This is a genomic window from Vibrio sp. Isolate32 (assembly GCF_022397955.1).
In the GTDB taxonomy this organism is placed as follows: Bacteria; Pseudomonadota; Gammaproteobacteria; order Enterobacterales; family Vibrionaceae; genus Vibrio.
Map to the genome: position 1 here is coordinate 20,227 of NZ_JAKEUQ010000026.1, position 12,055 is coordinate 32,281.

Annotated in this window: 10 protein-coding genes; 7 read left to right on the forward strand and 3 right to left on the reverse strand. The window is 44.8% G+C overall.

What is annotated here, in order from left to right:
- Nucleotides 1–259: 259 nt before the first annotated feature.
- From L1D11_RS17650 to L1D11_RS17660, 3 genes are all read right to left on the reverse strand, one after another.
- Entirely contained in the window at nt 260–535 is a 276-nt protein-coding gene (locus tag L1D11_RS17650) for a hypothetical protein (protein WP_239834043.1), read from the reverse strand.
- Nucleotides 536–670: 135 nt separating this feature from the next.
- Entirely contained in the window at nt 671–1,990 is a 1,320-nt protein-coding gene (locus tag L1D11_RS17655; RefSeq protein WP_239834044.1) for an ATP-binding protein, read from the reverse strand.
- Between the two features lie 36 nt (nt 1,991–2,026).
- Entirely contained in the window at nt 2,027–2,731 is a 705-nt protein-coding gene (locus L1D11_RS17660; RefSeq protein WP_239834045.1) for a response regulator transcription factor, read from the reverse strand.
- Between the two features lie 279 nt (nt 2,732–3,010).
- On the opposite strand from L1D11_RS17660, the gene L1D11_RS17665 reads away from it, so the two are divergent.
- The 7 genes from L1D11_RS17665 to choV all read left to right on the forward strand — a co-directional run bounded on the left by L1D11_RS17665 (nt 3,011) and on the right by choV (nt 11,747).
- Entirely contained in the window at nt 3,011–4,108 is a 1,098-nt protein-coding gene (locus L1D11_RS17665; protein ID WP_239834046.1) for an alpha/beta hydrolase, read from the forward strand.
- A 415-nt stretch (nt 4,109–4,523) separates the two neighbouring features.
- Complete coding sequence (gene betI, locus L1D11_RS17670; protein ID WP_239834047.1) at nt 4,524–5,126, forward strand: transcriptional regulator BetI; 603 nt, start codon at nt 4,524–4,526, stop codon at nt 5,124–5,126.
- Between the two features lie 95 nt (nt 5,127–5,221).
- Nucleotides 5,222–6,682 carry a betaine-aldehyde dehydrogenase gene (gene betB, locus L1D11_RS17675; RefSeq protein WP_239834048.1) on the forward strand — a complete coding sequence of 487 codons (1,461 nt, stop codon included), beginning with the start codon at nt 5,222–5,224 and terminating at the stop codon, nt 6,680–6,682.
- A 71-nt stretch (nt 6,683–6,753) separates the two neighbouring features.
- Nucleotides 6,754–8,481 carry a choline dehydrogenase gene (betA, locus tag L1D11_RS17680; protein ID WP_239834049.1) on the forward strand — a complete coding sequence of 576 codons (1,728 nt, stop codon included), beginning with the start codon at nt 6,754–6,756 and terminating at the stop codon, nt 8,479–8,481.
- Nucleotides 8,482–8,608: 127 nt separating this feature from the next.
- Nucleotides 8,609–9,580: a choline ABC transporter substrate-binding protein gene (locus L1D11_RS17685; RefSeq protein WP_239834050.1), complete on the forward strand. Its 972-nt coding sequence runs from the start codon at nt 8,609–8,611 to the stop codon at nt 9,578–9,580.
- A 95-nt stretch (nt 9,581–9,675) separates the two neighbouring features.
- On the forward strand, nt 9,676–10,518 hold the full coding sequence (gene choW / locus L1D11_RS17690; protein ID WP_009845976.1) for a choline ABC transporter permease subunit: 843 nt from the start codon (nt 9,676–9,678) through the stop codon (nt 10,516–10,518).
- A gap of 2 nt (nt 10,519–10,520) precedes the next feature.
- The gene (gene choV, locus L1D11_RS17695; RefSeq protein WP_239834051.1) at nt 10,521–11,747 is read left to right on the forward strand and encodes a choline ABC transporter ATP-binding protein; all 1,227 of its coding nucleotides are present in this window, start codon (nt 10,521–10,523) and stop codon (nt 11,745–11,747) included.
- Nucleotides 11,748–12,055 lie beyond the last annotated feature (308 nt).

Below are 12,055 nucleotides of genomic sequence, written 5' to 3' on the forward strand. Positions count from 1 at the left end.
AGTTGATAGAAGGATCAACGACTTGAAAATGAAAATTTAGGCAGAAGGCAATTAAGCGAATTTAAGGAAAATTTTGATAATAAACTGAAGGTTTTTGGCATATTTCTCGGATTGTCAGCAAAAAGAGGGAAGGTAATTGGGCACTTCTTTGGCACAGAGAACAAAATCTGGTGGATGAAAAAAGCCAGCGGTGGGATCACTGGCTTAGATTAACTTAGTTTGTACAGACTACTGATTAAAGGTGCGTAACTAAAGCGAATTATTGCTTTTTACCGCCAACTTGCACGTAGTCGATACCGATAATACGGTTGAGGATACCTATTAAAGAGCTCGTATCAGAGTCTGTTGAACGAATAGTCTCAATCGTTGCGCCTTCAGGCACTAATTTCATTGCGCGATCTTGTGTGCTACCAGGAACTTGAAAACCAACAATGTTGAAGCTTTCAGCGTGCGCTGTGTAAACTTCGTCATTGTGGCTAATACCTGAACAACCTGAAAGAGAGACAATACCCAAAATAACTAATAACTTTTTCATAAAAATACCTTAAGAATGATTGGAATCGAGATGGCAAGCCACAATGGCTTTGTCGTGATTATCTAGACTCAATAAGTTCATGGGAGACAGCATCTCCCGACCAATGTTGAACATTATTCCAGAGGTGTTTTGTCGTTACTGTATGGGTTTGTCAGCTGAGTCATTACATAGCTGAATGGTTATGGTGAATACCGCACCCTTTAAAGTTTGGCTCTGACCTACTTCCACGGTAGCGTCGTGTTGAGCACAGATCTTCTCGACGATAGAAAGCCCTAGACCATGACCGCTCTTGGTTTTGTTGCGAGCTTTGTCACCAACATAAAAGGGTTCAAACAGACGAGCTTGATGCTCTTGAGCCACACCATCACCATCATCATGTACCGCGATCTGCAGCTTATCTTGGTAAGCAGTGGCCTCGATAGATACTTGCGTACGAGCGAACTTCATTGCGTTACGTACTAGGTTATCTAAGGCACGGTTGAGCAGTGTTTCATCTGCCACTATTGAATAGGCTTTTCCTGGCAATGATAGGTTTATGCTGAGCTTAGTCTCTTTACTCCAACGCGTCATCGCGTGCTCGAGAAAGTCTTTTATCTCTAATGGTTGCTGTAGGCCTTCTAGATCAGTGCTATCGAGTTTGGCGTAGTAAAGCAGCTCATCAACCATTTTCTCCATCTCTTCAGTATCTTTGACAATACTTTCAACGGTATTTTGCTGTGCTTTGTTGAGTGGCGTGTCTTTCAACATTTCAGCTTGCCACTGAATACGAAATATTGGCGTGCGCAGTTCGTGAGCTACAGCGTTTGTGAGTGAGCGCTTACTTTCAATTAAGAGATGAATTCGGTCGGCCATTAGGTTGAAGGATTTGTTCAGTGAACCGATCGCTATACCACTTGAAGTCTCGGCTCGTGTCGAGAGATCCCCTTCAGCAAAGCGCAGAGTTGCAGTCTCAAGCTTCTTAACTCGGTGGAAGATAATAAATAGATGACATAAGCCATATAACATAAAGCTCGCCAAAAAGAACAACCAAATGAGGTCATCTTCTAACTCGATTTTTTGCCTAACTAACGCTTCACTGTTGGGTAAGTAGTGATAGGTATTGTCACTGCTTGCTAAGCGAAACCACAGGTCACGTTCATCATCGTGAAAAACAAAGGTATTCGGGTTAGTGCTGAAGAACTCTGAAACGGGGCCTGGCATTTCGTCTTGGGGACTGAGAATCACCAGCTTATTTCGAGTGGTCTCGACAAACTGGTTTATTGCTTGATGAGCTGCTTCAAGGCCCTGATTTAAAGCGATATTTTCTATGAGTTGTTGGTGGGCAGCTGCTTCGTAATCTTGAAGAATAAATTCATAATCTGTATTGAGCACATAAACAGAAATATCATAAGCAACGATACCTGTGACAAAACAAACCACTAGCCCTAACAAGGACTCCCAATAGATACGTCGCATAATCGCTCTCTTTTATTTCGCTCGTATTGAGCGAGATTAACGCCAGGCGGTCGAAACAAATAAGTAACCTTGCCCGCGAATGGTCTGAATTTTCTCTGCTGGAGTGTGGTCGTCGCCAAGGATCTTTCTTAGGCGCACTATTTTATTATCAATCGTTCGATCGATTCCGTCGTACTCAATACCACGCAGCGTTTGTGTCAAATAGTCACGTGATAGCGGAGTGTCAGGGTTACTTGCTAATAACCACAATAGGTCAAATTCGCTATCAGTTAGTGACAACACCTGCCCTACGAGTTCGCATTTCTTGTAGGTGTTTTTCAGAACCAGTTGGTCGAACTGAAGGTTATCTGAATCATCAGCTGAAGGAGCATTAGCTTCTTGACGGCGTAATAGCGAACGAACCCTTGCCAGCAGAACTCTTGGTTTGATTGGCTTGGTGACATAGTCATCAGCCCCTGTCTCTAAGCCTGCGACGTGGTCGAAATCATCATCGCTGGCGGTGAGCATTAAAAGCTTACCTTTAAAGAGGGTGCGCGTCTGTCGGCATATTGTCAGTCCATCGGTTACAGGGAGCATTAAATCCAACAACACGATATCAGGCTGCTCGGCAAGAATGGTTTGCGCGGCATCACAGCCATCATCTAGTGTGGAGACTTCAAAGTCCTGCGTAACAAAGTAGTCCTTTAGCATTCGCTGAAGTTTTAAATCGTCTTCCACGATGATCATTTTAGGTTTTGTCATTCCACTTCCTGCCTTATCGTGCGTTTCACTTATTGAGATCACGTGAGCAATTTTCATCTTATGCGAGTCGATGTCGCATATTAAATTGCAATGCTTTACGAAAAATACCTAACGTGAATGATTAAACACTTTCTACGCCAGTTCAATGATGATTTTGATTTTTTGGAAAAATAAAAAACAACGTTCAAAAAGAATTACATTCTCATACATTCACGAGACAGATGTATATGTCTTTAAATAATAGAATCATTCCCATCAAAACATTATGGGAATAACTGTATGAGCGACTATCGAAAGACATTACTGGCGTTACCTTTGATTTTTTTAGCAGGCTGTAATTCAAGTTCCGGTTCGAATAAGCCTGCCACTAAAGCGCAAGCGAAACCTAAGGCTGACTACGTATTTTCATCGGTTAAGCTTGGTGAGTTGTATCAAGAGCGACAAGAGCTCCAAGAAGCAATGAAGCTTAATTACGACGGTGTGCAGTATGAAACTATTCTGTTTGCTGAAGACATCAGTGATGAGCAAAAAGTGGTTAGGCTATCAAGTCGCTTAGGTCAGAGCGTTGACTTGTATTTTCCTGATGTAGGCTTTGATAACTGCGGTCTTTACAGTGAAGGCAATTACTATGATTCGTTTGATTGTGGTACGACTCAACGCTCAATTGGCAATGACACCACGTTAATTAACACGACGACGAATACTAATAAACAAGTCGAGCTTGAGTATCACAATGAACTGGCGCAATACGTTACTAGTCTAGGCTCTACGATTTTGAGCAACACTAAGAGTGGTAACAAGGTAACGATCACCACTTCGTTTGCCTTTAACGCTTTTTACCGCGATGTGCTCAACGAGACTGGAGCCGTTGATCGCATTAACTCGACCCTTGGGGCATCAACCTATTCCCAGCTTTTTGATATCGTGAAATTGTATCAAGGCAGTGAGATGACGTTGAAGTTTACCAACCATATTGGTGGAAGTGCTGACGATGATATTAATATGTACACCGGGCGCATGATTAAGAACAGCAATATGACGACGGTTGTGACTCCAACGGGGTCGGTTTTCTCGGGAGGCACGGACCTGTTTGCTGCAGGTAATCCACGAGTTTTGCAACGCGCTGATACCACCAAAGCTATTGAGCTTAATAAACAGGTTGGCGTGCACAGTTGGGCCGAGGGGGATAAAACAGCCAAAGATTTCCCATACACCAACGAAAGCCATCGCAAGCAAGCGAGTTACTTTAAAAAGGTAATGGGAGACAAAGGAATCGATTTTTATATCTTCACTTTAGACTCTGCGCCTGCTTCTGGTGAGCACTGGGTGACTAAAAGCGATTCAGATAAATACGGTTTTATTACTCGCATTGAGTAGCTTAGGCTCGTAATAACATAAGAAACGATTTGAGAAGGTTGGTGATGACGTTGTTGTCACCAACCTTTTTGGTATTTCTTTGCTTGTTGTTATTGAGCCTTGCTTTCCGTGTCTTAAACTCTACCTTCAAATTTACTGATAAGACGTTTCCCCACAATTTTCTATATGACAGCAGTCTGATTGAATATTGTACGCATCTAGCGAAAATATTTGACCAATAACTATCACACCTCAAATCTTTAATTGATTTCATTAGTGCCCTGGATGATATTTAACTGATTGTTTTTAATTGATTTGTTTGGTTTTGAATGTCGTGTTGTTACGAGTTTGTTTTAAATAATCATTTGAACCCTAACTAAATTTCTGTCATTTTATACTTAACTGAACGTTCAATATAAAATAAAAGGACTAAGAAATGCCGAAGGTTGGGATGCCCGATATACGTAAACCACAGCTTGTTCAAGCCACCATGACGGTGATTGATCGAGTGGGTTTGCATGCCGCGAGTATTGCGTTAATCAGCAAAGAAGCGGGAGTCTCTACCGGCATCATTAATCACTACTTTGGCGGAAAACACGGCCTGCTCGAAGAGACCATGCGTGAAATTCTTCGCCAACTCTCCAACACCATCACGACTTCACTAAAAGCGCTTCCTGTTGATGCTCACCAACAGAGAATTAACGCGATCATCGATGGTAACTTCGAAGGTTACCAAGCAGAAAACAAGGTCGCGAAGGCGTGGTTGGCATTTTGGTCATATTCAATGCATGACAAGCAGCTAAAAAGACTGCAGCGTGTGAACGAAAAACGTTTGATTTCACACTTACGCCTTGAGTTAAAAGGTATTTTGAATCACGAACAAGCGGATCTTGTTGCTCACGGGATCGCGTCTCTGATTGATGGTTTATGGCTGAGAGGCACACTAAACCCAGATGGTATCGATGCTCAGAAGGCGCGCGCCATCATCAACGACTACCTTGATAAGCAACTTACGTTCTACTCGTGTCGCAGCAAATAGATCGCACTGGTAGCGCTAGAGCGACCAATATTTACACCAAATACTCACACATAGACCAGTAGAGTCTAATAACAATAATTAAGTCAGAATCTCAAATGGAAATGAACTCGTTATACATTGATGGCGCAGCGATTAAAGCAACCTCTGGTGAAACCTTTGATAGCATTAACCCTGCAAACGGTGAACCTATCGCGACGTTAGGCCAAGCATCTTCAGCGGATGTCAACAGTGCTATTGAATCTGCGAAACGCGGATTTGCGGTATGGTCAGCAATGACCGCTGTGGAACGCAGCCGTATTCTTTTAAAAGCGGTGGCAATACTTAGAGCTCGAAATGATGATCTTGCAAACCTTGAGGTTGCTGATACGGGTAAGCCGCTACAAGAAGCGATTGAAGTGGATGTGGCGTCTGGCGCTGATGTTATTGAATACTTTGCTGGTTTGGCTCCAACGCTACAAGGCGACCAACAGCCGCTGAGCGAATCTCAATTTTTTTACACTCGCCGCGAGCCGCTAGGCATTTGTGCGGGCATTGGCGCGTGGAACTACCCAATTCAAATCGCGATGTGGAAATCGGCTCCAGCACTCGCTGCGGGTAACGCGATGATTTTCAAGCCTTCAGAAGAAACACCGCTAACGGTACTTAAACTTGCTGAGATTTTTACAGAAGCTGGTCTTCCTGATGGCGTGTTCAACGTGGTTCAGGGCGATTACCGTGTTGGTCAAATGCTAACGGTTCACCCAGACATCGCAAAAGTGTCGTTTACGGGCGAAACTGGAACAGGTAAGGCGGTAATGGCTGACAGTGCCAAAACGCTGAAATCAGTCACCATGGAACTTGGCGGTAAATCACCAATGATCGTGTTTGATGATGCGAAATTGGATGATGCAGTTTCAGCTTCGATGGTTGCTAACTTCTACACCCAAGGTGAAGTGTGTACTAACGGTACTCGTGTCTATGTACATGAAAACATTTACAACGCATTCATCGACCAACTTAAAACACGCACTGAGAAGCTGATCATTGGTAACCCAATGGACATGGAGACTCAGATCGGCGCGTTGATTTCCAAAGAACACCTTTCAAAAGTCCTTGAAGCCATTGAGCAGGCTAAACAGTCGGGCGCAACTCTGCTGACGGGCGGTTATCAAGTGACAGACAACGGCCTCGAAAACGGTAACTTTGTTATCCCAACCGTGTTTGTGGATTGCGAAGACAACATGCCTCATGTTCAACAAGAGATCTTCGGCCCTGTAATGTCGGTGTTGAAGTTTACGGACGAAGACGACGTGATTCGCCGCGCTAACGACACCAAATATGGCCTTGCGGCTGGCGTGTTCACGCAAAACCTTTCTCGTGCTCACCGCGTGATCCATCAAATGCAGGCTGGTATTTGTTGGGTTAATACGTGGGGTGACTCACCTGCAGAAATGCCTGTTGGTGGTTACAAGCTTTCAGGTGTTGGCCGTGAAAACGGGCCAGAGACCCTACTCCACTATACGCAGACTAAGAGCATTCTTATTGAACTTGGCGACTACGCCAGCCCTTATGCCTAACGCGTAACTCAATTCAAGAGACTGGCTTACGGGCTAGTCTCACTACTGACTAATCTCAGGGAAATCAAAACATGGAACAACGCTACGATTATATTATCGTCGGCGCGGGTTCGGCCGGCTGTGTGTTAGCGGATAGGCTAACGGAAAGCGGTGAACATAGCGTTTTATTACTGGAAGCGGGTGGTACGGATAAGAGCATTTTTATCCAAATGCCGACTGCGCTTTCTTACCCGATGAATACTGAAAAGTACGCTTGGCAATTTGAGACCCAACAAGAACCGGGCCTTGATGGACGTGAACTGCATTGTCCACGCGGCAAGGTGTTGGGTGGCAGCTCATCGATCAACGGCATGGTTTATGTTCGTGGCCACGCGTGTGATTTTGACCAATGGGAAGAAGAGGGCGCTGTGGGTTGGAACTACCAAGCATGTCTGCCTTATTTCCGCCGTGCTGAGTCATGGAACAAAGGCGGTGATGAATACCGTGGTGACAATGGTCCTGTCGGCACTTGTAACGGTAACGATATGGCGCTTAACCCCCTTTACCAAGCATTCATTGATGCAGGTAAAGACGCAGGTTACCCAGAAACACAAGATTACAACGGCTACCAGCAAGAAGGCTTCGGTACCATGCATATGACGGTAGACAAGGGGGTTAGAGCCTCAACCTCTAACGCTTATCTACGTCGTGCATTGAAGCGTTCAAACCTTACCTTGAAAAAAGGCATCGTGGCGCGTCGTTTCTTACTTGAAGCACTCGTCGTAAAAGACCTGTCATCAAAAGGCCAATCAGGGCTGAAAGCCGTCGGTGTCGAGTTTGAAAAGTCAGGCAATACTCAGGTGGCTGTAGCGAACAAAGAAGTGATCTCTTCTGCGGGCTCTATCGGTTCGGTTCAACTGCTGCAGCTTTCTGGTATCGGCCCGAAAGCCGTGCTTGAAAAGGCTGGCGTTGAGCTGAAACACGAACTCAGTGGCGTCGGTGAAAACCTACAAGACCACCTAGAAGTGTACTTCCAATACCACTGTAACGAACCCATCACGCTTAACAGCAAGCTTGGCTTGGTCAGCAAGGGCATGATTGGCGCGGAATGGATTCTGACTCGCAAAGGCCTTGGTGCCACTAACCACTTTGAATCGTGCGCGTTCATTCGTTCTCGCAAAGGATTGAAGTGGCCGAATATTCAATATCACTTCCTGCCAGCAGCGATGCGTTACGACGGACAAGCGGCCTTTGATGGTCACGGTTTCCAAGTACACGTAGGGCCTAATAAGCCAGAGAGTCGCGGCACGGTTGCGATCACTTCTGCTGATCCGCATGCCAAGCCAGAGATCATTTTCAACTACATCTCAACCGAACAAGACCGCCAAGATTGGCGTGATTGTATTCGTCTGACGCGCGAAATTCTGTCGCAACCTGCGATGGATCTTTACCGAGGTGAAGAGATTCAGCCGGGTCTAAGTGTGACTTCCGATGAAGCAATCGACGAATGGGTTAAACAGAACGTGGAAAGTGCGTATCACCCTTCATGTGGCTGCAAAATGGGCGCTGATGATGATCCAATGGCAGTGCTTGATGAAGAGTGTCGCGTTCGCGGCATTGATAATCTGCGTGTTGTCGACTCATCTGTTTTCCCTGTTATTCCGAACGGAAACTTGAACGCCCCGACCATCATGGTGGCTGAGCGTGCTTCCGATTTGATTTTGGGTAAGCCAATGCTCAAAGAGCAGGATGTTCCAGTGTGGATTGCACCTGAATGGCAAGAGAAGCAAAGAATCAATAAACCAGTAAGAGAAGCGTAAGTTTCTGTTATTAGTTAAAAAATAGAAAAAGCAAAAAGTAACAACAAAAATTAGTCAAAAGTCAGAAGAACTGCTCTCTATCGGTGTTGATATCGAGCAGAAAAAGGAAAGATAAAAAGGAACCATTATGACGACTCTAAATATTCAGAACATGACCACGAAAACGTTAACAGCACTAGCCATCAGTTCATTTGCATTTGGTGCTAACGCTTCAGTTGAACCACAGCAATGTGAAAACGTTCGCTTCGCTGATGTAGGCTGGACTGACATTACCGCAACAACAGCTGTTACTTCTGAGCTATTAAAAGGCCTTGGTTACAAAACCAAAACCGACCTACTTTCAGTACCGGTGACTTACTCTTCAATGGCGAACGGTGATATTGACGTATTCCTAGGTAACTGGATGCCAACCATGGAAGGCGATATTGCTAAGTACCGTGAAGCGGGCACGGTTGAAACCGTTCGTGCTAACCTTGAAGGCGCAAAATACACGCTAGCCGTACCAAAATACGTGTACGACTCTGGTGTAAAAAGTTTCGCAGACCTAGCAAAACATGCTGACAAATTTAAAGACCGCATCTACGGCATAGAACCGGGTAACGATGGTAACCGCTTAATCCAATCAATGATTGATTCTGACGCGTTTGGCTTGAAAGATTTCAGCCTAGTGGAATCAAGTGAAGCGGGCATGGTATCGCAAGTATCTCGTGCCGCACGTCGCAGCCAATGGATTGTTTACCTTGGTTGGGCACCGCACCCAATGAACAGCAATGTTGATATGGAATACCTTTCTGGCGGTGACGACTTCTTTGGCCCTAACTACGGTGGCGCGAATGTTTACACTAACGTTCGTTCAAACTACCTGTCTGAGTGTGCAAACGTCGGTCAACTTCTGCAAAACCTAGAATTCACTCTAGAGATGGAAAACCAGTTGATGGAAGCCATTCTTAACCAAAAAGTGAAGCCAGAAAAAGCGGCTCAACAATGGTTGACCAAGAACCCTCAACAAGTTGAAGCTTGGTTAGACAACGTAAAAACGCATAAAGGTGAATCAGCGACTCAAGCGGTTACTGAATACCTAAAACAAGTTAAAGCTTAGTTCTACCTATCTCAACAGCTACATAAATAATAAAGGTGGGCTTGCCAATTTATCGATTGGTTTGAAGTAGCCCACCCATAATAAAAGGCAATATTGTGAATTTTATTACGGAAAACAAAATCCCTGTCGGACAATGGATGGAAGCGGGTGTTGATTGGCTAACAATCAATGCGGCAGGATTCTTTGACGCTATTTCGATTTTTCTAGAAACCGTCATTATGTTTTTAGTCGATGTATTTAAGTGGATGCCGCCTGCACTGCCAATCGTGATGACTGCTGCGATTGCATGGTACTTACACCGTAAACCTTCGTTGGTGATCTTTGTGGTCGCGGCACTGCTGACTATTCTTAACCTCGGCTACTGGCAAGAAATGCTGGAAACCTTTGTCCTCGTCTTTGCGGCGACAACGATTTCCGTATTAATTGGCGTACCGGTTGGCATCATGGCTGCGCATCGTCCTTGGCTCTATACAGTTTTGCGTCCAATCCTTGATTTGATGCAGACAGTCCCAACGTTTGTTTATCTGATTCCAACTCTGGTTCTATTCGGCTTAGGCATCGTTCCTGGCTTAATCTCGACCATTATTTTCGCGATAGCTGCACCGATTCGTTTGACCTACTTAGGCGTCACCAAAGTCCCTGAAGAGTTGATTGAAGCGGGTAAAGCGTTTGGTGCGAGCCGCATGAAATTGCTGATGAAAGTGGAATTACCGGCTGCCTTACCAAGCATTATGGCGGGTGTCACTCAGTGCATTATGTTATCGCTTTCGATGGTGGTTATCGCCGCTCTTGTCGGTGCTGACGGACTTGGTAAACCTGTTGTTCGCGCATTGAACACAGTGAACATCTCACAAGGTTTTGAAGCCGGGCTGGCGATTGTATTAGTCGCTATCATTCTTGATCGCTTGTGCAAAACACCAAACCAGAAGGAAGCGTAGCTATGTCTCAAGACAACAAAGCTGTATCTCAAGAACAGACAGCAATGGACGCGATTACCATTAAAAACCTCGATGTTGTGTTTGGTAATAAGCCGAAACAAGCGCTTGAACTGCTCGACCAGGGTAAAACCCGCCAAGAGATTATCGATGAAACTGGTCAAGTTGTCGGCGTAGACAATGTGTCGCTGAAGGTTGAAGAAGGCGAGATTTGTGTGCTGATGGGTTTGTCTGGTTCTGGTAAATCATCTTTGCTTCGCGCAGTTAACGGTTTGAATGAGATCAGCCGTGGTTCACTGACAATCAAAGATGGCGACCAACAAGTCGATTTAGCGCAATGTGATGAAGCGACTTTGCGTCATCTTCGTACTCACCGCGTATCAATGGTTTTCCAAAAGTTTGCTTTGATGCCATGGCTTAACGTATTAGATAACGTAGCGTTTGGTCTTGAAATGCAAGGTGTATCCAAAGATGTTCGTCGTGCAAAAGCGCGTGAACAATTAGAAATGGTCGGCCTAGCGGAATGGGACACTAAATTTCCACATGAGCTTTCTGGCGGCATGCAGCAACGTGTTGGTTTGGCGCGTGCGTTTGCGATGGACACCGACATTCTGTTGATGGATGAACCGTTTTCGGCACTTGATCCACTGATTCGTGCTCAGCTGCAAGATGAACTGATCACGCTACAAAACAAACTCAATAAAACAATTCTGTTCGTGAGCCACGACCTAGATGAAGCTTTGAAAATTGGCAATAACATTGCGATCATGGAGTCAGGCAAACTGATTCAACACGGTAAGCCTGAAGAGATCGTACTGACGCCAAAAACCGAATACGTAAAAGACTTCGTTGCTCACACTAATCCATTGAATGTGCTAAAAGGTCGTTCTTTAATGCAGCCTCTTGATTCACTGACGCAAGAGAATAAAAGCTGGAAGATCTGCGATTCTAAAGATCTCTGGATTGAACAGAATGAAGGTGTTTTATCGGTGAAAGGTGAATCTACCTTGGCGCTTGTAGAGTGGAGCGAGTCTGACGACCTAACCGCGATCAGCGCGTCGAGTGTGGTCGTGGCAAGCCCGGAAATTGGCATGCGTGATGCGATTAAGCTCAAGCAAATCAGTAACTATCCCATTCTTCTCGTTGAAGACAATCAACTGGTGGGTATTTTGGATAACAGCGAGTTTTACAACGCACTAACGGGTAGCTTTCAACTCAATAATGCCGCTTAGTGGTTTGAACTGAAATAATTCGTTTTCTAACGAATAAAATAGGTAGTGAGGTGTTCAAATCTTGCTACCTATATGACTCTATACTCTTCATACTTGAAGCTGTAGCGTTGTAAGTTGCTTAAGTGCACCCTAATCACATAGAACTTCTATGCTCATAGGGATGAACTTAGTTTGTTGCCTAGCTGCAAATCCAATTATTTTGAGTATGCGGCTTTTTATTTACCGACAACATTTCGCTTTTTCTTACCTCGTTCCCCACTTTAAGACTGAATATCGCTACTCATTGTACAAAAGTGTTGCCATTCGCA

Bases quoted from the DNA above. Each gene is read 5' to 3' on its own strand.
- L1D11_RS17650 (WP_239834043.1), bottom strand. From the start codon at position 535: ATGAAAAAGTTATTAGTTATTTTGGGTATTGTCTCTCTTTCAGGTTGT.
- L1D11_RS17655 (WP_239834044.1), bottom strand. From the start codon at position 1,990: ATGCGACGTATCTATTGGGAGTCCTTGTTAGGGCTAGTGGTTTGTTTT.
- L1D11_RS17660 (WP_239834045.1), bottom strand. From the start codon at position 2,731: ATGACAAAACCTAAAATGATCATCGTGGAAGACGATTTAAAACTTCAG.
- L1D11_RS17665 (WP_239834046.1), top strand. From the start codon at position 3,011: ATGAGCGACTATCGAAAGACATTACTGGCGTTACCTTTGATTTTTTTA.
- betI (WP_239834047.1), top strand. From the start codon at position 4,524: ATGCCGAAGGTTGGGATGCCCGATATACGTAAACCACAGCTTGTTCAA.
- betB (WP_239834048.1), top strand. From the start codon at position 5,222: ATGGAAATGAACTCGTTATACATTGATGGCGCAGCGATTAAAGCAACC.
- betA (WP_239834049.1), top strand. From the start codon at position 6,754: ATGGAACAACGCTACGATTATATTATCGTCGGCGCGGGTTCGGCCGGC.
- L1D11_RS17685 (WP_239834050.1), top strand. From the start codon at position 8,609: ATGACGACTCTAAATATTCAGAACATGACCACGAAAACGTTAACAGCA.
- choV (WP_239834051.1), top strand. From the start codon at position 10,521: ATGTCTCAAGACAACAAAGCTGTATCTCAAGAACAGACAGCAATGGAC.